This is a genomic window from Chryseobacterium viscerum (genome assembly GCF_002899945.2).
Taxonomy (GTDB): domain Bacteria; phylum Bacteroidota; class Bacteroidia; order Flavobacteriales; family Weeksellaceae; genus Chryseobacterium; species Chryseobacterium viscerum.
Genome location: NZ_PPEG02000005.1, coordinates 498,170 through 522,609 on the forward strand (window position 1 = coordinate 498,170; position 24,440 = coordinate 522,609).

The 24,440-nt window shown below is 34.1% G+C and carries 21 protein-coding genes; 7 read left to right on the top strand and 14 right to left on the bottom strand.

The window, feature by feature from the left end:
* The first annotated feature begins 178 nt into the window (after positions 1-178).
* Positions 179-2,608: a TonB-dependent receptor gene (locus C1634_RS14235; RefSeq protein WP_103235520.1), complete on the top strand. Its 2,430-nt coding sequence runs from the start codon at positions 179-181 to the stop codon at positions 2,606-2,608.
* 68 nt (positions 2,609-2,676) lie between these two features.
* Here C1634_RS14235 and C1634_RS14240 read toward each other — a convergent pair whose 3' ends face one another.
* Complete coding sequence (locus tag C1634_RS14240; protein WP_109738642.1) at positions 2,677-3,330, bottom strand: metal-dependent transcriptional regulator; 654 nt, start codon at positions 3,328-3,330, stop codon at positions 2,677-2,679.
* 331 nt (positions 3,331-3,661) lie between these two features.
* On the opposite strand from C1634_RS14240, the gene C1634_RS14245 reads away from it, so the two are divergent.
* From C1634_RS14245 to C1634_RS14255, 3 genes are all read left to right on the top strand, one after another.
* A complete protein-coding gene (locus C1634_RS14245) occupies positions 3,662-6,673 on the top strand; it encodes a zinc-dependent metalloprotease (RefSeq protein ID WP_109738643.1) in 3,012 nt (1,003 codons plus the stop codon).
* An 87-nt stretch (positions 6,674-6,760) separates the two neighbouring features.
* Positions 6,761-7,189: a hypothetical protein gene (locus C1634_RS14250; RefSeq protein ID WP_109738644.1), complete on the top strand. Its 429-nt coding sequence runs from the start codon at positions 6,761-6,763 to the stop codon at positions 7,187-7,189.
* An 84-nt stretch (positions 7,190-7,273) separates the two neighbouring features.
* On the top strand, positions 7,274-8,302 hold the full coding sequence (locus C1634_RS14255; RefSeq protein ID WP_103232831.1) for a threonine aldolase family protein: 1,029 nt from the start codon (positions 7,274-7,276) through the stop codon (positions 8,300-8,302).
* A gap of 46 nt (positions 8,303-8,348) precedes the next feature.
* Here C1634_RS14255 and C1634_RS14260 read toward each other — a convergent pair whose 3' ends face one another.
* Entirely contained in the window at positions 8,349-8,849 is a 501-nt protein-coding gene (locus tag C1634_RS14260; RefSeq protein ID WP_103232830.1) for a hypothetical protein, read from the bottom strand.
* A 135-nt stretch (positions 8,850-8,984) separates the two neighbouring features.
* Positions 8,985-9,704 carry a hypothetical protein gene (locus C1634_RS14265; RefSeq protein ID WP_109738645.1) on the bottom strand — a complete coding sequence of 240 codons (720 nt, stop codon included), beginning with the start codon at positions 9,702-9,704 and terminating at the stop codon, positions 8,985-8,987.
* A gap of 157 nt (positions 9,705-9,861) precedes the next feature.
* Here C1634_RS14265 and C1634_RS14270 point away from each other — a divergent pair, with 157 nt between their 5' ends.
* Positions 9,862-10,821 (top strand): hypothetical protein, encoded by a 960-nt coding sequence (locus tag C1634_RS14270; protein WP_103232834.1) that lies wholly within the window; start codon positions 9,862-9,864, stop codon positions 10,819-10,821.
* A gap of 743 nt (positions 10,822-11,564) precedes the next feature.
* Here the strand turns inward: C1634_RS14270 and C1634_RS14275 are convergent.
* From C1634_RS14275 to C1634_RS14315, 9 genes are all read right to left on the bottom strand, one after another.
* On the bottom strand, positions 11,565-12,119 hold the full coding sequence (locus tag C1634_RS14275; protein ID WP_103232827.1) for a DUF4256 domain-containing protein: 555 nt from the start codon (positions 12,117-12,119) through the stop codon (positions 11,565-11,567).
* Between the two features lie 218 nt (positions 12,120-12,337).
* Positions 12,338-12,736 carry a DoxX family protein gene (locus C1634_RS14280; RefSeq protein ID WP_109738646.1) on the bottom strand — a complete coding sequence of 133 codons (399 nt, stop codon included), beginning with the start codon at positions 12,734-12,736 and terminating at the stop codon, positions 12,338-12,340.
* A gap of 18 nt (positions 12,737-12,754) precedes the next feature.
* Complete coding sequence (locus C1634_RS14285) at positions 12,755-13,333, bottom strand: YdeI/OmpD-associated family protein (protein ID WP_103232825.1); 579 nt, start codon at positions 13,331-13,333, stop codon at positions 12,755-12,757.
* A 156-nt stretch (positions 13,334-13,489) separates the two neighbouring features.
* Positions 13,490-13,954, bottom strand: coding sequence for an SRPBCC domain-containing protein (locus tag C1634_RS14290; RefSeq protein ID WP_103232824.1), 465 nt, complete (start codon positions 13,952-13,954; stop codon positions 13,490-13,492).
* Between the two features lie 120 nt (positions 13,955-14,074).
* Positions 14,075-14,404, bottom strand: coding sequence for an ArsR/SmtB family transcription factor (locus tag C1634_RS14295; RefSeq protein WP_103232823.1), 330 nt, complete (start codon positions 14,402-14,404; stop codon positions 14,075-14,077).
* A gap of 150 nt (positions 14,405-14,554) precedes the next feature.
* Positions 14,555-16,669, bottom strand: a complete 2,115-nt coding sequence (locus C1634_RS14300; protein WP_109738647.1) for a carboxy terminal-processing peptidase — start codon at positions 16,667-16,669, stop codon at positions 14,555-14,557.
* Between the two features lie 971 nt (positions 16,670-17,640).
* Positions 17,641-18,402, bottom strand: coding sequence for an O-methyltransferase (locus tag C1634_RS14305; RefSeq protein ID WP_103232822.1), 762 nt, complete (start codon positions 18,400-18,402; stop codon positions 17,641-17,643).
* Between the two features lie 789 nt (positions 18,403-19,191).
* The gene (locus tag C1634_RS14310; RefSeq protein WP_109738648.1) at positions 19,192-19,668 is read right to left on the bottom strand and encodes a DUF6265 family protein; all 477 of its coding nucleotides are present in this window, start codon (positions 19,666-19,668) and stop codon (positions 19,192-19,194) included.
* A gap of 66 nt (positions 19,669-19,734) precedes the next feature.
* Positions 19,735-20,547, bottom strand: a complete 813-nt coding sequence (locus C1634_RS14315; RefSeq protein WP_103232820.1) for a helix-turn-helix domain-containing protein — start codon at positions 20,545-20,547, stop codon at positions 19,735-19,737.
* 153 nt (positions 20,548-20,700) lie between these two features.
* On the opposite strand from C1634_RS14315, the gene C1634_RS14320 reads away from it, so the two are divergent.
* The gene (locus C1634_RS14320; protein WP_103232819.1) at positions 20,701-21,483 is read left to right on the top strand and encodes a YdcF family protein; all 783 of its coding nucleotides are present in this window, start codon (positions 20,701-20,703) and stop codon (positions 21,481-21,483) included.
* A 575-nt stretch (positions 21,484-22,058) separates the two neighbouring features.
* Here C1634_RS14320 and C1634_RS14325 read toward each other — a convergent pair.
* The gene (locus C1634_RS14325; RefSeq protein WP_109738649.1) at positions 22,059-22,928 is read right to left on the bottom strand and encodes a DMT family transporter; all 870 of its coding nucleotides are present in this window, start codon (positions 22,926-22,928) and stop codon (positions 22,059-22,061) included.
* Between the two features lie 197 nt (positions 22,929-23,125).
* Positions 23,126-23,521: a VOC family protein gene (locus C1634_RS14330; protein WP_103235239.1), complete on the bottom strand. Its 396-nt coding sequence runs from the start codon at positions 23,519-23,521 to the stop codon at positions 23,126-23,128.
* Positions 23,522-23,752: 231 nt separating this feature from the next.
* Between C1634_RS14330 and C1634_RS14335 the strand changes: the two genes are divergently transcribed.
* Complete coding sequence (locus tag C1634_RS14335; protein WP_103235240.1) at positions 23,753-24,346, top strand: hypothetical protein; 594 nt, start codon at positions 23,753-23,755, stop codon at positions 24,344-24,346.
* Positions 24,347-24,440: the final 94 nt, after the last annotated feature.

Genomic DNA, 24,440 nt, shown 5'->3' on the forward strand with positions numbered 1-24,440 from the left:
TGTCAATTATTTTATGAAAGAGAGTTTAACCGTTTTTTAACAATTAGCCAGAAGCGAAAGATCAATTTAAAATTAATAACGCAACTTTGTTGCAATAATTATTTTTTTCATTACTTTTGATTTTTATTAATAACCATTTTTCAAAGTGTAAAAGAACTTAATAAAAATCTTAATGTATATGAAATTAAAATTAATGCTGTCAGTATTTCTTATTTTTCTTATTTCGATGATAAATGCTCAGGATAAAGAAGTTGTGGGTAAGATACTTTTTGAAAATGGAGCCAGTCCGGAAGCTGAAATAATACTCAAAGAAACTTCGGCAAAAATAATGGTCAATAAAAATGGTGATTATAAAATCAAAAATCTCACTCCTGGAAATTATCGACTTTTGGTGAAAGCTAAAGGATATGAAGACGCTGAACAAGGAATCTCTGTTGAGAAAAAAACAACGGTGATTCCTGATATCTTTCTCGCTCGAAGCAGCAGCAGAATTGATGAAATTACAATAACGGGTGTTTCAAAAGAAACTTTAATTAAAGAAAATCCTGTTGCAATCCTCAGTATTTCTTCCAAACAGATCGAAAGGGCTGTCGCTACAAATATTATCAGTGCATTGGTGAAATCTGCTCCGGGATTAAGCGTTGTAGAAACTGGCCCGAATATTTCAAAGCCTTTTATCCGAGGGTTAGGTTATAATAGAGTGTTGACTCTTTATGATGGTATACGTCAGGAAGGCCAGCAGTGGGGAGATGAACATGGTATAGAAGTAGCTCCCTATATCATTGATCATGCAGAAGTAATAAAAGGACCTGCCAGTTTAATGTTTGGCTCTGATGCATTGGCTGGAGTCGTGAGCCTTTTTCCCTATATGCCTGTTCAGAATGATGGTCTTGTGCATGGAAAAATAATCGGAGAATATCAGGGTAATAATAACCTTATCGGAAACGGGATGTTATTGGGCTATAAAAAGAACTCTTTTATAGCCTCGTTAAATGCTTCTTACAGAATGGCAAAAAATTACAGAAATGCTATAGATGGCAGAGTATATAATACCAATTTTGAAGAAAAAAACTTTTCTTTTCTCTTAGGGTACAAAACAACCAGTAGCTTTTCAAAAATTAATTTCACATTATACGACAATCTGCAGGGAATCCCGGATGGGAGCCGTGATCCGCGCACCGGAAAATTTACCTATCAGACTGGAGAAGGTGATGATGACGATGCAGAAAAAAGACCTGTTGTTTCAGAGAAAGACCTTAATTCATACACTCTTTCTCCTTTGCATCAGAGAATTCAGCATTATAGACTTTATGCGCAGCACAGTCAGCAGATTGGAAAAGGAGATCTGGATGTTCATTTTGCCTTACAACAAAATATTCGTAGGGAATACAATCACCCAACTGTACCCTCACAGCCAGGGATGTATGTACGGCTTAATACCCTAAACTATGGGGTCCGTTATAATTTTCCCAAGTTTTCATCCATTGAAATCTCTGCTGGCGCTAACGGAATGATTCAAAATAATAAAAATAAATCAGCCACAGATTTTCCTATTCCCGATTACGATTTGAATGAAGGAGGTCTTTACACATATATCAAATGGAAATATAAAAAATTCAACATCAGTGGGGGAGCACGTTATGATATCCGAAACATCAGTTGGGATAACTTCTACATCCAGAGTAACCCAATAACCCAGTTTGAAGAACAGGCTGCTCAGGCATCTTCCACGACCAGACTTGGATTTGCATCCTATAACAAAACGTTCGGAGGTTTATCAGCCAGCATAGGATCTGCTTTTCAATTGACAAAACAGATCAGTTTAAAAGCTAATATAGGAAGAAGCTACAGAGCACCCAATATAACAGAGATTGGTTCGAACGGATTGGATCCCGGAGCTCATATTATTTATAAAGGTAACAGAGATTTTAATCCTGAGTTTTCATTGCAGGAAGATCTTGGAATCAGTACAAGGTTCAAAGATTTCTCGGCAGATGTAAGCTGGTTCAACAATAATATTCAGAATTATATTTATTTGTCATTACTTGTAGATGCACAGGGAAATCCTCTCGTAGATACGCAGGGAAATAAAACCTATCAATACCAGCAGGCTTCTGCTCAGCTTTATGGAATGGAAGCATGGCTGTCATTACACCCCGAAAAATGGAAAGGATTTAATTTTGAAACCAGTTTATCCCTTATTTACGGGTTCAACCGCGATAAAAAATTTAAAAATAAAGAAACCCAGGGAGAATATCTTCCTTTGATTTCTCCGTTAAAGTTGTCCGGGAACCTATCCCAGAAAATACGAGTGAGGTCAAAACTAGTTTCATCAATTACTCCCACAGCAGAAGTGGAGTTCTCAGGAATGCAGAACAGATATTTGGGATTGGATAATACAGAAACGGCAACGAATGATTATACCTTATTTAATATTGGGACATCCGTTGAATTTCATTATTCTGAAAATCATTCTGCCGTCTTGCAGCTTCAGGTCAATAATGTATTTGATCGTGCCTATCAGTCACATCTTAGCCGGCTAAAATATTTGGGAAATATTTATAACATGGGAAGAAATATCTCTTTAAAGCTTATCGTTCCTTTCTAAATATAGAATATAAAAAAGGTGACCGAAGTTTTTGCGGTCACCTTTTTGTATAATATCATTGCAATCGATTACTTTTTAACCAATATTTTTTCAGTGGCTTTTTTGCTTAAAATTTCTGTTTTACCATCAATTTCTATAGCCATCGATTTATCAAAACTTTCAATTTTAATGATCTTTACTTTGGTGTTGAGAAGAAGCTTTCTGTCATTAAGGTAAGTCAGGAAAGCATCATCAGAAAGAGTAACTGAAGCAAAAGTTACATTTTCACCAGCTTCGCAACTGCTTAGTCTTTGAAGATCCTGTGAAATTATGTTTCCGTCTTTATCAGGAATAGGCTCTCCATGAGGATCAAATTTAGGATAATCCAATATTTCATCCATCTTATCAAAGAAAATTTGAGAATGTACGTGCTCTAGCTGTTCTGCAATCTCATGAACGTTTTCCCAGCCAAAATTCATTTTTTTTACCAGGAACATTTCGGTAAGTCTGTGCTTGCGAACGACAAGAGCTGCCTCCCGTTTTCCGTTCTCAGTAACGATTAAAGGCTTGTAGGTTTCATAAATGACCCACTTCTTTTCTGCAAATTTCTTCATCATGTTATTGACACTCGGCATTTTTACATTTAAAAATTTGCTGAGCTCATTAATCGTAACCTTTCCTTCATTGTCAACTAAGTGAAACAAAGCTTTCAGGTAATTTTCTTCTGTTAGGGTTGTTTTCAAAATGTTAGATGATTTTCAGTACAAAACTAACAAAATAATATTAAACCTATTGTGCTTATGAATCAAAATGATCAGGAAAAATTTTTAATAAAAAAATAGGATTATGAGTAAATTAACATGAATAAAATTAAAATTGGTTATAAATAAGGGTGTTACATCTAAGTTTATATGTTTTTGATATTTTTATTTATTCTGTTTTTAATGAATATTATTTTAAATGGTTGAAAATATTTATATTTTTTTAATAGTATTCTTAATTAAAGTGTATGTTTTTTATTTTTAAAGGATTTATTGCTTAATTACTTATCTTAACTCTCAAAAAATTATAGCAATGAAATTAAAAATTACTTTTCTTTCACTCTGTGCATCTTTTTTTATGAATGCGCAGATATTAAACCCCATTGTGTCAAATAGTGATGATCTTCCCGGAACAACCTTTAAGCTTAATATTGATGATTTTAAAAGAAATGTTAATACCAATAGAAAAAAATCTGAAAAGATTAGCAGTCAATCTATTGTTTTAACACTTATTGATGGTACTAAAAAAGAATTTATTGTTTCTGAAAATAATCTTTTAAACAGGAAACTTGATCATATTGTTACTTTTGACGGATATTCAAAAGACAGAAAAGAAAAGATAAAACTTACCCTGGTTGGAAATGAGATCTCTGCAATGGTAAAATCCGGTACAGGATATTATATTATAGAACCTTATAAAACTAAAAAAGGAGAATATCGTATTTATAACTCTTTTGAAATGTTTGGTGAGAAATTTATATGCGGAACTGATGAAAATGACTTTAAAGAAAGTCTGGAGGCCGTAGCCAAAGGGCTAAACGTTCAGAAGTCGGCGACAGGATTTCCTTATGGAAGCTCATTGAAAACTTTCAGAATGGCAGTGGCAACGACAGGTGAATTTACAACTGCTTTAGGAAATCAGGATGCTGCTCTTGGAGAATTGGTCGCTATGATGAATCTGATCAATCAGATATATGAATCAGAATTATCCATTTCTTTTACATTAATTGATAAAACAACCAATAAAACCCTGATTTTTACCGATGGAACCACGGATCCTTTTACAGTAGACCCATCTTTTGCTTCAGCAGCTAATTCACAATCTGGGTTTGACATTATGAATACGAACGGAACGCTGCCATACGCAGATTACGATATTGGTCATACCTTTAACATTATGCCGGGAGCGGGAGGAAGTGCCCAAGGACAGGCAGGTCCTCGTCCGTGTACGGCATCCCTTAAAGCAAGAGCCTGGAGCCAATGGACGCTCTCTATGCCAAAATCTTTGTCTGCTAACCTGATCGTTCATGAAATGGGGCATCAGTTTGGAGCCGGACATACTTATAATGCGATAGGAGGAACTCCTTCAAGCCCTACATTCTGTACTTCCGGATGGAACTCTGCTGCAGCTACAGAGCCAGGTTCGGGATCTACTATTATGGCTTATAAAAATAACTGTACCACTCCTAATGATCAAACGAACACAGGAAATAACGGTTTGAATTATTTCCATGCTAAAAGTATTGATCAGATTTTAAATACACTTGCAGTATCTTCTACCTGCTATACTACTGTAGCGGTAAATAATACACCACCTTCTGCCAATCCAGGGAATACCGCGATAAGCATTCCAAAAAATACTCCTTTTAAACTGAAAGGAATAGCTAGTGATGCCGAAGATACAAACCTTTCCTATACCTGGGATCAGGTAGACGTTGCTACGGCTAATGATAAAGGGGCTTTTGGAAGTACGATTAACGGAAGTGGCGGATACTCTGCAGTAAATAGCACTACAGCACCATTGTTCAGATCTGAGCAGAGTACAACGACTACAGAACGATATTTTCCAAAAATGAAATTTGTTCTGAATAACCAGAATAATCCTCCTGTTAATGAAGCAGAAGCGCTTCCTTTGGTAGCAAGAACAATGAAAATGAGATTTACGGTAAGAGACAACAGTGTGATTTCTGGTGGGGCAGATTCTGATCAGGTGGTAGTGACGGTAACCAACCAAGGACCTTTAGCGGTAACATATCCTAATTCCAATGTAACAGTGAATGCTGAAACAAACATCAATGTAACATGGGATGTAAACCAGACCAACGTTCTAAAGAATACTGTAAATGTCCTTCTTTCTACGGACGGAGGAGATACTTTCCCTTATGTACTTGCTTCCAATGTTCCTAATAATGGAACAGCTGCTGTAACTTTGCCATTTGTTCCTTATACAAGTAAAGCAAGAATTAAGGTGACTGCAGTGATCAATGATTATGCAGAATTTTTCGATGTTTCTGATACTAATTTTATTATCAGCTCAAACTGTAATGCCTTCCAAACCATTATGGTAGAAAACCCGAAGGTGATCACAGCAATACAGGGAAGCTCACAATCTAATCTTAATCTGGTACCACAAACACCATCTAATGATACCTATAATTCTAAAACATTGACTTTTGATGCTGCGAATATGGTTTCAAATAGCTGGTATATATTTAATCAGGCACAAACAGCTCCTTATCTGTTGAATTCAAGCTCAAGTATGCTGCCTTTAAAATTCAAAGCAACGGAAACCGGAAGTTATACATTAAGCTATCCTTCTCCAAGTGGAGTAGCTATTACTCTATATAAAGGAACTCAGACGGGTACTGCTAATTTCCTGACTTCGAATGCGGTGTATTCCGGAACTGGTACCAGCTTTACTTATTACAGAACATTCACTGTAAATCTGGAAAAGGGTGCAGAGTATTTCATGACTTCAAGAAACCTGAGCAGTACTCCTGCAGGATCAAGTGTTGTGCTTAGCATTAATGGACCTGGGCAATTCTATGATACTGTAAGTGTACCTGCGGGCGTTAGTTTCACTTATGCAGCTATTAATACAGCAACCAATACAATCATTGCTACAAGTTCAACAGGTAACTTTACAACTTTACCAATAGGAACATATACGGTACAGGGTATTTCGTTTACCGGAGCAGAAAGTGCCTTAGTTAATAAAACGATTGCTGAACTTAATCAGGCTAAAGTTTGTTACCAATTAAGCAGAAACAATATTACTTTAAATATTACTTCTGTATTAAGTACCAAAGAGCTTTCCAAAAAGACTATTGGTCTGGTTCCGAATCCGGTAAAAGATTTTCTTCAGGTATACAGTGACGAGAAGATCACTCATTATGAAATTTATGATATCTCAGGAAGATTAATGGAGAGTAATACGTTGAATAATTTAGTAATTAACTTTACTAAATTTGAAACCGGTGTTTATATGTTAAAATTATTGAATAATAAAACACTGATTCATCAATCAAAAGTTATCAAAAAATAATCGATACTATATATTTAAAGGGAGCTATATCATTATAGCTCCTTTTTTGTATAGAATTTGTATAAGTATCAATATAATACCATTCAGATGAAAAACATTATATTATTTCTGCTTTTTACATTGTTCTGTAATGTATCGGGGCAATCCCGAAGCTTTACATTTAATTTTAATCCTAAAAAATTTATAAAGGAAAATAAACTGAATAAGGGAGGAGGAAAAGAGATTATTTTTAATTTATATGATATCAATGGTAAGGAGACAAAATATATAACGACAGATAGAACATCCGATGCATTGAGAAAAGAGAAAATATACAGTTTTAAAGGGAAATCCGAAGATGGCACAAAGCTTATTACTTTGACTATCGCCTCCGGCAATCTGACAGGAGCTTATATGGAGAATGGAATATCTTATTTTATTGAGCCGCTGGAAAAAAAATGTAAAAAGAAATATAAAATATATATGAATCCCGAAAAAGGGTTCCAGGTTGGGCAGCCTAATGATGTTGTCAAATAAACTCAATATGTACAGACATTGAATTTTTAAAAATATTTAGCTTTTTCATAGGACCAATTTTCTTTTATTTTTTAATTTTACTCTATGAAATTTTCATTCAAAAACGATTATTCTGAAGGATGCCACCCGAATATCTTACAGGCTCTTTTACAGTATAATTTTGAACAGCAGGCTGGCTATGGAGAAGATGAGTATTCATTAAGCGCTAAAACATTAATTAAAGAAAAAATCAACAATCCGGATTCGGAAGTCTTTTTAGTTTCAGGAGGAACGCAGGCCAACTTAATTGTTATTTCTGCGATCTTAAAACCTTATCAGTGTGTTATTTCTGCCGCTCCCGGACATATTCTGAATAATGAGACCGGAGCTATTGAAGCTACAGGTCATAAAGTACTGAGCATTGAAACAGCAGACGGGAAAATAAGACCATCAGATATTATCCCGGTTTTAGAAGGACATAGTAATGTACCGCATCAGGTAATGCCTAAACTGGTGTATATTTCCAATTCTACAGAGCTTGGAACAATCTATCAGGCAAAAGAACTGGAAGAGCTTTCAGCATTTTGTAAGCAGAATAAACTGTATCTGTTTATGGATGGAGCAAGGCTGGGGCATGGTCTGACAGCGGAAATCAGTGATCTTACGTTAGAAAAAGTAGCTGCTCTTACCGATATTTTCTATCTTGGAGGAACCAAAAACGGAGCTTTAATAGGAGAGGCAATCGTGATTAATAATCCTGTTCTTCAGGAAGATTTTGCTTTTAATATCAAACAGAAAGGAGCATTACTGGCAAAAGGAAGACTGTTGGGAATTCAGTTTTTGGAATTGATGAAAGATGATCTGTACTTTGATCTGGCAAGACATGCCAATCAGCAGGCCATGAAAATTAAGAAGGCTTTACAGAAAAAAGGAGCTGCATTTCTTTCCGATACGTATACCAACCAGATTTTTCCTATCCTGAATAACCATCTTATTGAGGTGTTATCCGAAAATTTTGAATTTTATGTCTGGAAGAAAATAGATGAAGATTCTTCAGCCATTCGTCTTATTACTTCATGGAGTACGGGAGATGAAGCTGTAAATCGTTTTATTGAAATTATTGAACAGAATTAGCATAAAAAAACAGCCTTGAAATAAGGCTGTTTTTGTTTATAATGGATTATTTTAAAGCTTTGTTGACTGCTTTACAATCTGCAGTACTCAGCTTTTGACCGTCTTTATAGCTTACCTTTTTGTCGTCAGCATATTTAGACTGTCCATCTTCTTCTTTATGATCACCAATTCCTTCCGTTAACGTATTATCTTTCTGAAGGAAGTAAATATCTGCTTTGCTTTTTTTGCCTTCAGAAGTGAATTCATAAGTCAGCTTCAGGGTATCTCCAGATTTGAATCCGGTTACATCTCCTTTTGAGCTGTCTTTTTCACTGTTTTTATAAGATAATTTTCCGGTGATTGTTCCTAAGTTGTCATCAATAGAAACCAAAACACTGTCTTTTCCTGTAGTTCCGATATAACAGAACGATTTTGGTCCAAGAGTATCTATTACAGGCTCGGCAACAGCAATGGTGTCTGCTTCTACTTTGGGAGCCGGAGTTTCAGTTTTCTTATTACAGTTGATTAAAAAAGCTGATACAGCGCCCAATAAGATTAATTTTTTCATATCCTTAATTGTTAGAATCAAATTTCTAATCTGCTAAAATAACAATTGTATTTGTATATTGAAAGTAACATACGAAGAGATAATGATTTTATGATGAAAATTAATATTTAAGAAAAGAAATTTTAAGAAGAAATATTAATTGATCCTTATTTTTCTATCACAGTACTCTGTTCCTATAATATTATAATCCTGATCTCTGGTTATAAATTTTTGTATTAGATTAATTATGATAGAATAGCGGTCAGTGTTTTTAAATTGTGTAAGCTTCAGATCTTTTATGTCAAAATTTCCGCGTAATTGATAGACTAATTCACTATAATTATCTAAAGTTAAGATATTTAAGTTAAAGCCGTAAAAATCAGTGCTATATGAATAAAGGAATTTTTTGTCTTGTGAAATTATAGGCTTACTCACAAAAGAATAAAATAAGCTGTCCTTTGCATTATACATGAGATAACCACTGATTTCAAACCCGGAATATTTAAAAAAATAAAAGTCGTCTATTATAGAAATAAGTTTAAATTTTCCTAAGGTAGTATATCGGTCTTCGGGAATTTGGTCTCTTTGATCTTCGTCACAAAAAAAATACTCTGTATATTTTTTTGTTGTTATTTTTAAACACTTGCCATCATATATTTCCGGGAATTTATTTTGAAATAGCTTAAGATTATCCTGATTATTATCTTCTATATTAATTATTTCGGTAATCGTTTCAGAGAAACTATCAAACAGTTTTTCTGTAAAAGATATATTAAATTGGCCATAAGCATCTATACTTTGATGAACATCGTTACATTTTTGTGTATAGAATGCTGTAGATAGAAGTGTAGATATAAAAATAAATGTTTTTTTCATACCCAAAATTGTTAAAATTAAATTTTGAATTCTAAAAATAGCAATACTATTTATATATTAAAAATATTGGCGATAAATAAGTACTATTTTAATGCTCATTAAAAATGATAAATGCTTTTAGGCACGAAAAATGATTTACCTTTTAAAATTGATTTTAATGAAAAAGATTACCAAAGTGCTAGGGTTGGGATTACTTATTTTAGGGTTACAATTTGTGACGGCACAGGCTCCTCAAAATTATATTTATACTTCGTCGGGAGACCTTCATGATATTGAAAAGATGATTACGAGGAAAGATATTGGAGGAGTACAGATTGTCTATAACTGGAGGGCTTTGGAAACATCAAAAGATGTGTATGATTTTTCTGTTATTGAGAAAGATCTGGATTATTTAACTTCCGTAAACAGAAAACTATTTATCCAGCTTCAGGACCGGTTTTTTGAGCCACAGGCAAGATATATTCCTGATTATGTTTTGAATGATAAAGAGTATGCGGGAGGATTGGTTCCTCAATATGATAATCCGGGTGAGAATAAACCTGTTGGAAGCGGCTGGGTGACTCAGCAATGGAATCCCGCTGTCCGTGAAAGATTTCAGAAGTTGATAGGAGAGCTGGCAAAGAAATTTGATGGAAAGATTCAGGGGATTAATCTTCCGGAAACATCAATAGATATAGAAATGAAAGCAGATAAAACAGGTTTTAGCTGTGATCGTTATTTTCAGGCTGAATTGGAAAATCTAAAATTTGCGAGAAGTGCTTTCCATGATTCTTACGTCTTACAATATGTTAATTTTTTTCCTTGTGAATGGGATAATGATCACCAGTATATGTCCAGGCTGTTTGATTTTGCATATAAAAATAATATAGGGCTGGGAGGGCCTGATATTGTTCCGAATAAAAAAGCGCAGATGAAAAACTCTTATCCTTTTTTTAATCAATACAAAGGAAAGCTGCCTTTAGTTGCTATGGCGGTTCAGGAGCCAACTCTTACGTATAAAAATCCTAAAACTAAAAAACCTTTTACCAAAAAAGAGTTTGTAGAGTATGCGGAAAATTATCTTGGTGTGAAAATTATATTCTGGAGCGTGGAATCTCCCTGGCTGAAAGGTTCCTAATTGTACTGGAAATGAGGTGGGGGTTAACCACAAAAGTCACAAAAGATTTTAACACTTTAGTTATTTTAAGTTTCTTACTTTGTGTATATGAAGTACACCTAAGCTTTGAAAATCCTTGATTTTCTTCTACTAAAGTGAACTTATTTACACAGGAGGATATTACACTTTCTAAAGTGTACTAAAGTGTTTTAAAATTACAATGTTTAGATTTCTATTTTAACCACAAAAGTTACAAAAGATTTTTAACACTTTAGTTATTTTAAGTTTCCTAATTTGTGGATGTAAAGTACACCTAAGTTTTTGAAAACCTCTGATTTTCTACTGAAGTGAACTTATTTATGCAGGAGGATATTATACTTTCTAAAGTGTACTAAAGTGTTTTAAAATTGCAATGTTTAGATTCTATTTTAACCACAAAAGTCACAAAAGATTTTTAACACTTTAGTTATTTTAAGTTTCCTACTTTGTGTATATGAAGTACACCTAAGTTTTTAAAAATCTTTGATTTTCTACTAAAGTGAACTTATTTATGCAGGAGGATATTACACTTTCTAAAGTGTACTAAAGTGTTTTAAATTATAATGTTTAGATTCTATTTTAACCACAAAAGTCACAAAAGTTTTAAACACTTTAGTTATTTAAAGTTTCCTACTTTGTGGATGTAAAGTACACCTAAGCTTTGAAAATCCTTGATTTTCTTTGCACACTTACACCCTAATACTCTCAAACTCTCAAACCCTAATCTACACTTTCAAACTTCCCCGAAATCCTCTCGCTGCATAATAAGAATCTGCACCGTTGTGATACGTAAATACGGTGTTGTATCTTCTGTCACAGAAAAGGGCGCCTCCAAGTTCCCGAATTTGCTGAGGTGTCTTGATCCAGCTTGAGGTTTTAAGATCAAATTTTCCCAGTTCCTGAAGGTGGCGGTATTGTTCTTCCGTCAAAAGCTCGATGCCCATTTCAGAAGCGGTATCAATGACATTGCTTTCAGGTTTGTTGGCTTTTCTGGAATCCCACGCCTGATAATCATAGCAGAGACTTCGGCGTTTTGGGCTTTCTGGCGAACAGTCAATTAAGGAGTATTCGTCTGTTTTTTTATTGTAATCTACAACGTCGGGTTCGCCTTCTGTAGTTTCCATTTCGTTTAAAGACCATAATTTTTCCGGGCTGGCTTCCAGTTTTTGCTGGATTTTCTCCCATTTCAGGTCTTTATGACGGTTCATATTTTTCTCAAAACGGGCTTTTAGTGTTTTTAAAAGTTCGTTGATTTGTTCCTGGGTTAGTTTCTTTTTCATATCAAATTTTGTTTTACAGTTTGTTGTGTTGTGTTGTGTTGTGTTGTTGGAAATCGTAAAAGCGCAAGTTTCGCTGATGAGGTTTTGTTTAAGGCACAAGGATTTTACTTGTGATAAAATTTCTGACTCTTTATCTTTAAAATTGTTCTGAAATTATTATATTGGGGTTTAGCGTTTTAGAGAGATGTTAGGTTTTGTGATTTTTAATATTAAAATTATTAATCAATAATAGTGACTTTTCTGTCGGCAGGTCTGAAATACCAGGAAATAATAACCAGGGCCAATAATAATACTGCCGGAAAAGTTCTGCCAGCCGGGTCGCCAACAATAAGATGTGAGATTACAGCTCCTGACATGACAAAGAAAAAGCCGGCATAGGCCAATTCTTTTAATAGGGGTCGCTTAGGAATAAGTATGGCAATGACACCCAGAATTTTCCATATTCCAATGATGGTCATCAGGTAAGCAGGATAGCCTAAGTTGGTAAAATTGGCCAGTTCATCTTTATTTTGCATCAGTTGGACCATGGCCGTGGAAACCATTCCCAGGGCCATCCATACGGTAAATATCCAGTAAATAATCTTCGTTCTTTTTTGTGATTGTTGTGGTGTGTTCATGATCTGTTTTTTTTATAGTTAGTCGTTTAATCCTATTCCGTCCATTATTTGTGGAATGCATTTTTCAATGCGGGCTTCACGGGTTTTGGACTGTTTTGCGGAGGAAAATTGGAGCAGATAGGCTCTTTGTCTTCCCGGAGTTAATGCTTTGAAAGCTTCCTGCAGTGCCGGATTCTGATCCAGTTTACTTTGAAACTCTTCAGCTATTTCAAACTCTTTTGTTTTCTTCAATTCAACTTTAGCGCCTGATTCTTCAATTTCAACAGCTTGAAACATATAAGATCGAAGAACTTTCTCCAGATCATTAATTTGTTGTACATCGGTAAAACGAACCTGTCTTGCAGCCTGTACATTTTCAGATTGCTGAATCAAAATCTGATCAGGATCTTTCATCAAAGCTCCTTTAAAGAAGAGAATTGCACAATATTCTTTAAAACCGTGGATCAGGAAAATATTTTTCCCTTCATAGGTATAGCAGGGGCATCCCCATTTTAAATCTTCTACAAGGTCGGTGCTTAAGGCAATTGTTCTTAATTTTTCAAATTCTTTTTGCCATTGCTTGGCATCATTAAAGAAAAAATCAACTTTTGTATTCATGTGTTTTGGGTTTGAGGGTTTCTTGAGTATTAGAGTTGGAGAGTTTGAGGGTATTAGGGCATTAGGGTATTAGGGTATTAGGATGGGAGAGTTGTGAATATTGGGTTTTTGGAATGAGATTATCTCTATGATAGACAACCTGAAACCTACTATCTGCTACCTGCCACCTATTATTTCCTGTAAACGATTGTGTGCAATATTAATACCCTGTGCAAAAGGCATTTTCAGATGCTGGTCTCTGAAATCTACCGATTTATATACGGTTTGAATGGTAATTTTGCTTGTTGTATCTGTTAATTTTTCAAATTCTAAAAACTCTATCTGAACAGGAAATGGAGTGTTTTCCATTTGAAAAGTTCTTATAATTTTCTCATTCTGAACAATGTCGTGAATAGTTCCATTGGCACTGAAAACCACATCACCCTGAGGGTTTGATGTTTCGAAGCGGTAACTTCCGTGCTGTTTGTTTTCGAATTTGGTGACTTTGGTTCCCATCCATTGCTCGAAAAGTTCAGCTTCTGTATAGGCTTTGAAAAGGAGTTCTACGGGAAGATCAAATTCTCTGGTAATGAAAATTTCCTGTTTTCCGTCTTCAGCGTGGATTTTTGTTTTGAGTTCCATATTTTGAGTTTTCTTGAGTTGGAGAGTTTTAGAGTAGGAGGGTTTGAGGGTTTTAGAGTGGGAGAAAATTGATACTATTTGAAGTCTATGATCTATTCGTCTCTCATCTTTTATCTCTTTTTACCCTTTTTTCAAGTTTTGATACGCTTTCATTACACTTTCCAGCTTGTTGAACTTTTCGTCCCACATTTTGCGGAATGGTTCTATAAAATCGGCTATTTCTTTCATTTTATTGGGATTGAGGTGATAGATAATTTCGCGGCCGTTTTGTTCAGATCTTAGCAGTTCACACTCGGTGAGGATCTGGAGATGCTTTGAAACGGTAGGTCTTGCCGTATCAAAATTGGAGGCGATGGCTCCCGCTGTCATCGACTGTGCCGCCACCAAAATTAATATAGATCGTCTCGTAGGATCTGCAATCGCCTGAAAAACATCTCTTCTTAAATTCATCGTGTAGTTATTTGACTACAAATATATGTGTAGTTATTTAGCTACGCAAATATTTTATATAAAATTTTTGATTTTAATAAAAAAAGCTCAAAAATGTAGGGAATACACTTTTGAGCTCTGTAATTTTGAATTTTTGAATAAGAAGTACGCTTAAGATCTTACTTCCAGATCTTCAACTATATGGATGGCTTCCTGCAGATAGAGATCTTTTTTCAGATTTTTAACCCATAATTCCGATTTATTTTTGAATGCTGCATCATTTTTCTCTCTTTCAATATCCTTGGGATATAGGGTGAATTGAAGACCGCTTTCTAATGTTTGCAAAACTTTGAATTTATCATCCTGAGCTTTTCTCTCCTTCATCAGGTCGCTGTATTTTTGCATGCTCAGAGGCACTGTTTTTTCTTTACCCAGATTTTCTCTCCATTGGGCGTATTCAAGTAATAATTTATAATTATCGTTTTTAGCAATTCTCTCTGTACCTACTTTCTGCAAAGCCTGAATATTGAGAAAGTTTCGTTTGGTGAAGCTTGTTCCCGGTATTTTATCCCAAGCTAATGCATAGTCATCATATTTTTCACCTATGTCTGCGTAAGAAAAGACATCTTTCATCTGGATATCTGAGCTTACTCCTTTTCTCTGTGTAGATTCTCCGGTGATTCTATAATATTTCTGAATAGTTAGTTTTATGGAACCAAAGTCTTCCTGAGTATTGAGAAACCTGTTCAAATCTACAAACACCTGAACGGTTCCTTTTCCATATGATACAGGAGATCCCATGATAACTGCTCTTCCATAATCCTGCATTACGCCGGATAAAATTTCTGCCGCAGAAGCAGATAATTCATTTTGTAGAATCACAAGTGGGCCGTTCCAGATGGGGGCTTCATTTTTATTTTTTAAGGTGGTAATCTTTCCATTTCCATCCTTCACCTGCACATAAGGACCTGCATCCATGAAAAGACCCATAATATCTCCAACTTCCGTTAAAGACCCTCCGGAGTTGCCTCTAAGATCAAGAACAATTCCCTGGATATTTTGCTCCTTAAGTTTGATGATTTCTTTTTTAATATCGTCAGATGCATTTCTGCCATCTTTATCTTCAAAATCAGCATTGAATTTTGGTAAATTGATCAATCCGTATTTTTTATCGGATGCATTTACGATTATACTTTTGGCAAAAGTATCTTCAAGAGTTATTTCTTCCCGAAGCATGGTTACATCCTGAACGGTACCGTCTTTTTTCTCTACCGTTAAAGTAATTGGCGATCCTTTTTCACCTCTGATTAATCGTATGGCTTCGCTGGAAAGCATATCAGCAACATTTACAGGATCTGTATTGGGGTTAGATTTTATTTTTAAAATTTTATCTCCCTCCGTCAGTTGCTTGGTCTTCCATGCCGGAGCTCCAATGGATAATGTACCGATAAAGAGGTTTCCTTTCTTTTCCTGGATTAGTGCACCTATTCCGATTATTTTTCCTTTGAAGTCAGTATCAAAATCTTCTTTGCCCTGCGGTGAATAATAGTTTGTATGCGGATCAAAAATATGAGTATAGGCATTCATATATACCGTAAACCAATCCATTTTTTTTCTTTTCTTGAATCGGATAAACTTTTCTTCCAGAAGATCTTTAACATTTTCTGTCGCTTTTTTTACCTTTTCATCCTGGCTCAGTACTTCGGGCTTACTGCTGTTTTCTTTATTATCAGAATCTGCCTTCTTTTTTTCTTCGCTTTTCCTGTTCATGGATTCTATTTCCTGCAGAATATTGTATTTCACATATTTCCTCCATTCATTATACTGCTGCTGTTTGTTGGCCGATGCATTTTTCAGCTTAGGTTCCAAAGTCAGTATTTCATCTTCTTCCAGATTGATCGGCTTACTGAAAATATCTTTGGTCATTTTATCAATTTCATCAATCCTTTGATACAATTTATCGACTGTCAGTTTATAAAAAGTCAAATCTCCGGTATTCAGATAATCATCCAATTTGGTTTCATATTTACGAAACTCATCCATATCAGATTGGAGGAAATATATTTTTGTAGGATCTATAGATTCAAAATACTGTTTATACACTTCTTTTGAATACGCATCATTAATAGGTTTTGGGCTGTAATGCAGATAAGACAAAATATTCTTTGTATTGACCATGATGATCTGCATCTTTTCTTCTTCATTGCTGGGAGGACGAAAACCGAACACACAAAATGTAAGCGGAAGAAGAAGTAAAAAACGAACGGTTTTAAAATTTTTCAACATATATATGATTGTGCTTTTAATTGAAAATTATACTTGTTTTGTTACTGTTAATTGATCTATTTTCAATGTATTCATTAAAAATAGTAGTAAACAAGAGTTTTCAATATGCTTTTATAAAATCACGTGAATGTATGAAAAATATTGATAATAAGTAGTTGTGGAGTAGGATTTTAAGATAAGTTTATGGTTTGAAGGAGTAGGCTTTTTAACATTATTGTATATTTAATTTTGTTTCAATTAAATTTTAACGGCTTCTGTAAGATTTATTTTTTTTTAAGAAGGTAACTAAGTGAAGTATGGTTATTGTCACTATTATGAATAATATCTTCAATGCAATGTAGAAACCAGATTGTTCTGGAAAGGGGAGTAGATTATGAAGGATAAAATTTTTTAATTGTTGCACGCAGATTTAGGAGATTGCGCAGATTTTTTTAAGTATAATATCTGCGATATCTGTTTGATCAGCGAGAGATTTTTTTTAACCATTAAGGGTACTTAAGGTTTTAAGTGAAGTTAAGACTCAAATAAATTTGAGTTAAGCGTTATGCTTCTTGAATATCTTTAGATCTTCTCTTAATTATTCTTAACAACTTATCTATTCTTAATGGTTCAAATATTTTATTAGAATTTTTAAACGCAAAGCTTTAAGATAAAGGCTTTTATATTTTTAAATAGGCTAAGGATGGACAAGTGAACTTGCCTAAGAAGCGGATGATAATCTCTCGCAGATTTAGGAGATTGCGCAGATAGAGTAAACATAAGAATCTGCGGTATCTGCCTGATCCGCGAGAGATTTTTTCTAAACCATTAAGGGTTCTTAAGGTTTTAAGTAAAGTTAAGGTTCAAATAAATTTGAATGAAGCATTCTGCTTTATGAATATCTTCAGATATTCTCTTAATTATTCTTAACAACTTCATCTGTTCTTAATGGTTTAAGAATTTGAATATGGTTAATTTTGCGCAGATTTTATTTATTTTATAAAAATTCCGATATATTTTCCACTGTATTGTACTACAGAAGTCTTAATCTTTTTCTTATTACAAAAATCCTGATAGGCAGAATTGTCGCCAATATCATCACTGATAAATACTGCACCAGATTTCAATCTTTTATAGATTTGATGATAAGCCCACATTCTTCCATAGTAACTTTTGTCAGAATCATAGTGGAAAACATCAAAAAAGGATACTTTTTTAAAGATTTTAGGCAAAGATTCTCTATCTGCAAAACGAAATAACTTCCAAAACTTTTTGAGGCTTTCAGGAACAATATAACCTACATAGCGATCACCATCCTGAGCAAGATAAGGCATATCTGAGCTATATAGCGTGCCATTTCTTTTTTTAATTGAAAGTAGTATGGCTAAAGAAGACCATCCATAAGCCACTCCTGTTTCAAGAACATTTTGTGCTTTGGTAAATTCACAAGCATAATAAATAAGCTCCAGGGCACCAGGGCCGCCCATTGTAATAGGGCATTCTTTTTCTTTTAAGTTTGCTTTTTCCAGAGTATCAGCATATACTTCTCTGAAATGATCAGTATCCATAGAGAAAAGCCTGGAAACCGCTTCTTTTTGAGATACTGCTATGGAGGCAGCCCAGGTATTTGTTTTTGCTTTTCCTTTGAACGGGCTTCTTCTGTTTATTGTATTTTTAATAATTTTTCTGCCCAGTTCAGGATAAAGAGCAGGTCTTTTAAGATAAGCTACAAATGTTTTAAGAACTGTTGACATATCATTGATTGTATTAAAGTTACAAGACAAATGTATTTTTTTTTAAACCATATTGCATTGAGACAATATTAATTTTGAAATCAAATTTGTTTATAATCTTTTAATAATATGTAAGCTAATTAATCAATAATAATTGTTATTTTTTAATTTAAATGTAAATTTTTAAAAATATGATTTTCTTTCTTTCAGTGAGCTAAGGATGGGTACGTAAATTTGCCTGATGGAGCAGAGATTGATCTCTCGTAGATTTTGGATTACACCGTTTTTTAGAATATAATCATCTGCGATATCATCCTGATTCGCGTGAAATTATTTTTTACCATTAAGGATTCTTAAGATTTTAAGTGAAGTTAAGACTCAAATAAACTTGAGTTAAGCGTATGTTTCAAGAATGTCTGTAGATATTCTTAATTGCTTATCTATTCTTAATGGTTTAAATTTTTATTATACAAGTATCTGTTTTTTATCTGCTTAAGATTGCATTCGCCTCTTAAGATGTAAGGAGGAGTTTTTGTTGTTTTGTCTACAAAAATGTCTGTCCAAAAATATATGGATTACAGCCATAAAAACGGCGAAACTTTTCTGCTTTTTCACTGGGGTAGGTATTGGTTTTTTATTAACACACTAAAGAGTGTGTTGTTTAATGACTGCAAATGTATAAATAATTTTGTATAAACAAAAAGATAAATTAGATGAAATTATTTTCAATTGTCTGTTGCTGTCAATACGTTGTATAGCTTTATAAATGAAAACCCCTGGTTATGATAAGCAAGATAAAAAGGACACTATTTACTGTATCTTATTCATAGGGAATGCCTGTCTGGCCATTTTTCCGTTCATCATCCCGGAGATTTCAGCAAATAAAGAATCTTTGCGGATCTTTTTGTAAGTAATTCTTTGGGGAAAGTCATTTTCTTGATTCTCAAATATAAGTGAGTTGGGCTTAGACATAGAAGTTGAGACAAAATCAACAGGCTGTTCATTATGCTGACCTTTGACAGATACTATGTAATGCAGTTTTTTATCTTTTTCTACCAAGCGTACAGATTCAAAAAGGATGGTGTCTTTTTGTTTCAGATAATAGCTTTTTGCCTGAAGTTCAGTGTCACTTTTCCGGGTCCAGGTTTCGTAGAGGCTTCCTTTGGAGGTTTTGGTTTCCCAGGTGCCGAGAAGCCATTCAATTTTTTTAATTTCACTTTGTTGTTGTTGTGTCCAGCTGGTTGCAATGGATAGACCGATTATTGCAAGGATTAATTTTGTTTTCATTGCCTAATTATTTTATTTCAGCAAAGTTCAAAATAAAAGGTGCTTTAAAATTGTAAAAATGCGACATCAGGAATCTTCTCTGTAGAATAAAAGAGACATCTGCAGGGTATCTCCGTAAAATTCTTTGGGGGTAAACCCTGTAAATTCCTTGAAATCTTTGATAAAATGGGCCTGGTCGTAATATTCAGATTCGTAGGCGAGCGCTGTAAGACTGGCATATTCTTTATTCAGAAGATGTTTGATTGTCGTTTGAAGCCGAATGGTTTTTGAAAGCTGTTTCGGACTCAATCCAATGGCTGAAGAAAACTTACGTTCCAGTTGTCTTCTATTAATATTTGTTTGTTTTGAAAGTTCATTGACTGATATTTTTCCATCGACATTCAAAAGTAAATCTACAGTAGATTGTACAATTCTGTCAATGGTTTCTGTATTAAGTCTTTCTAGTAGAAACGTTTCTACAATGTTTATTTTTTCCTGTACTGTTGTAGCTTTCAATACATTTTCTTCCAATTCAGCTCCCTGTATTCCAAAGAGTTTTTCCAGCGGAATAGCCTGGTCATCCATTTCTTTAATAGGAATTGTGGCAAATGGAATGAATCCATCATGATGAAAACGAACAGAGAAAATACCGGTAATACCTGTGGGCTCTATTTTCAAGGGTTCAGTCAACTGTCCAAAAACACAGCTTCTGGGTTGTAGAACAGGTTTTCCATCAATATATTGATTATAAAGATCACCATAATGAATGATCATTTCCATGCAGCCATCCGGAACAATGATTTGTACCTGCGGAACAGCTTCTCTGGGGCTGTCCAGAGTCCAGTAGCATTTTATGATAGAAGCCAGATCCGGTTGTGGTGGGAAGGTTTGATAATCCATTGTACTCAATATTCTAATCTTATAAAATTATTAAATTAAAAGTGAAATTACTTTAAACAGGCTATTGAAATATATTGACAATGGTAGCACTCACGAAATTACCCTTATCTTTGTACATCCAATGTTTCTAAACATTAATCAATATTATCATAGATGAAATTTTTACTAGACCTTTTATTCCGTGTTTTTCAGCTTTTTACAGAACCTTATTTCTTAATATTTCTTGCGGTAGTTATTATAACCCTGTTGAAAAGAAAAAATAAGCGTAAAAATCTAAGGATAGGAATCTGTATATGGGCCGTTTTGATGATTATCTTTATAGGAAATGGTTTCTTAGGTAAGCTAACCTCCGGATATCTGCAGAAAAGTTATGTTAATACTTCTAATGCTAAAAATACAGCTTCTCAGAGCGCTGTTATTGTAGTATTGGGTGGCGGGGTTGTAAATTTTGACAATACAGAAAAACTACATACCATGTCTTATTCAAGAATTGTCACCGCTTATCAATTGTATCATGAATACAAGAAAAATAATCAACCTTGTACAATATTAATTTCCGGAAAAGGAAGAGGGCATACAAGTGAAGCTGAAGTATTCAGTGAAAATTTTAAAAAGATGGGGGTGCCAGATTCTGATATTATTAAGGAAGATAAAAGTATGAATACCTATGAAAACGCAAAATATTCCAGCAAAATAGTAAAGCAAATGGCCCCTTCCAGTGTGTATCTGGTGACTTCCGGTTTTCATATGAAGAGATCTGTTTCTCTGTTTCAGACCTTTGGATTAAAACCCATTCCACAGGCATCAGATTTTATAGATACCGAAATAACGATATTTCCGAACAGCTATAATGCAGCATTTACATTTGTGATGCTAAAAGAGGTACTGGGAATATGGCAGGTACAGCTGTATAACAGTTTGGGAATGAATAAATAGCATTCTAAAGTTTATTTTAAAATGCTTTAGCTCACTCAGGAAAGTACAGCTTAAGTGTTCAGAAACTGTTGTAATTAAAGTGAAAATTTGTAAACCATGTCAAGGTTCAAAACCTTGACATGGTTTGATTGTCATTCCGAAAGAATCCAAACATCGTATTATTTTAAAACACTTTAGTACATTTTAGAATGTGTATTATCCATAAGTTCACTTTAGAAGAAAATCAAAGATTTTCAAAGCTTAGGTGTACTTCATATACACAAAGTAGGAAACTTAAAATAACTAAAGTGTTCAAAACTTTTGTGACTAAAATAGAATCTAGACATTGTAATTTTAAAACACTTTAGTACACTTTAGAAAGTTTTAATATCCTCCTGTATAGTAAGTTCACCTAAGAGAAAAATCAAAGATTTTTAAACAACTTTAGTGTACTTTATATACGCAAAGCAGGAACTTAATAAACTTAAGTGTTCAAAACTTTTGTGACTTTTAACTTCGTTGAATCTTCGATTTGTGGTTTAAAAGATGTCATCTTTTGGTATGGTTTAAATAAAACTGTTTAACAGCTTTAGGTATTATTTTACTTTCTTCAGTGAAATAAGTGTCTGCAAAATTACAGAAGCAATAATGAACGTCAATCCTATATAAAATGGAAATCCTACTTCTTTGCTTTCTCCAAAAAACAGAAAAGCTATAATAATGGCATAAACAGGTTCCAGATTGAAGGTTAGGTTCACAGTGAATGCTGGAATTTTCTTCAAAACCTCTGCAAAAGCCACATATAACCCAACTGTACAAAAAAGAGCCAAAATGCTCAAATAAGCCGTGTTTTTCAAGTCAGGTACTATGCTATCTGCCGGGAAAATAACGAGGTATATGGGCAAAAGTGCTCCGAGGCCTAAAGTGCCGCCAATCATCTGGTAAAAGTTGATCACCTTGGTGTCAAAGTGTCTTACCAAACGGTTATTATAAATGGTGTAGAGCGCTCCTAAAGCAGAAGAAATAACACCTAGCATAATTCCCAGCTGGTAAGAGGCATCGAAATGGAAGATCAGACTGATCCCCAACAAAGTTAATGTGCTGAGAAGCAACTCTGAGATTTTAAATTTCTCTCTGTCGATCAAAGGTTTAAATACAGCCGTAAAAAAACTGGTGAGACAATAGCAGACTACACCGATTGAGATATTGGAGTATTTGATGCTGGCGTAGAAAAAAAGCCAGTGCATAGTGATAAGCAGCCCAGCTTTCATTATACGGATTTTTTCCTGTGTAGAAAGTCTATAAGGAATTCTCAGCAATTTTAAAATAAAGAATAAAATAATAGAGGAGAAGAGGAGTCTGTACCAGACCAGTAAGCCTTCATTAAGGGTGATTAATTTTCCGAACACACCTGTGAATCCAGCCAATACCACGGCCAGATGTAATACTACATATGATTTTTTCATTGAGAATGAACTGTAAAGATTTGAATTAATATTTTTTTGTCAGAATCTGAAGCATAATAATTCCGGCCATTATATTTTTAATGGCATAAGAACGCTTCAAATTAATTTGAAAATATTAAGGTGCCGGAGGAGGCAGACAGTTCGCGCGGTTCATATTTATTTGTTGAAGTTCAAATATAGGGAAAATATTTTCCAGGTTACATATTAAAAACATTAAACTTATGACCATCTGGATCGGCAAAAACAAAACCATAATAGTGGTCTCCAAAACTTTCCGGTTCTGAAATAATTTTTCCGCCAGCTTTTTCAACTTCTTGGGCCCATGCATCTACCTGATCTTTAGTATCGGCTGATAGGGTAAAAACTATTTCGTTTGCTTTCTCTGTGTCACAGAATTGTATCTGCTTCAGGTTAGATTCTATGATATGTTTTAAGAAGAAATGAATAATAAAATCCTTTTCCCCGAAAAAGAAGCTTACCAGTTGGTCCGAAGTATGCGGGCCGTTCGGTTTAAATCCTAATTCAGTATAAAATTTGTGCGTACGTTCCAGGTTGGCTACAGCCAGATTGGACCAGATCATTGTAGGTTTCATATTATTTTTTTTTGGATTAGGATAAAGGTATTATGTTTCATCATCATAAAAGTTGTCGTGTGACAAGATTTTGTACTTTTATAGATCATGAAATAGCCACTTTATAAGGTTTATAATAGCAACTATTTAACATAATATTAGAGGTGAAGGCAGGGAAAATATCAACTAAAAGATTATAGGAAATATTTTATTAGGTTGATTTTAAGTGATTTAAATTATTAATTTAACATAATGTATACTGAAATAATAGAAAAACTGAACGTATTAGGCGGAAATACAGAAGGTGTAAGCGCCGAAAAAAGCTTTGCAGAGAACTGGAAGAGTCTGAAATTCAGCAATTATTTATACGATAAGGAATGGGATGTTTATGGAATAGACCAATTCTACGAAAGTAACAAGAATTTGTATATCAGCAATAAAGACACTTTTTATCAAGATTTGCTGGAGCATTATTTTTCAAATCATGAACAGTTTTATGGACAGGATTTTTATAAAGACTGGTTGTTTTTACCGTTTAGGGAAGATTCAAAAGATTTTGGCGAGCTAGATGGGTTTGTAGAGGAAAATGAAATCAGAGAAACTGTACAAGGAACAGAAATGGAATTTATCTGTATATTTTTTTCGTACGGATATCCGGATCATTATTTTGTATGCCTTACAGATCCTGACCAAAATAATCCAACAGTATACAGTACAGACCATGAAAATTATTTTGAGGAAATAGAAAATAAAGGAAACCTGGAAACTTTTCTGGATAAGTATATGACCAAAGAAGAGTTCTTAGAAGTCGTTAAAGAATATCTGGAAGAAAAATTTGGAAAATAATGGATTCTGAGTAGGTTAATGCTCTATTTTAATAAAATAATAAAAGTCCTATAATTTATATTATGTTAAATTGAATATTGTGTTCATTTTTCAA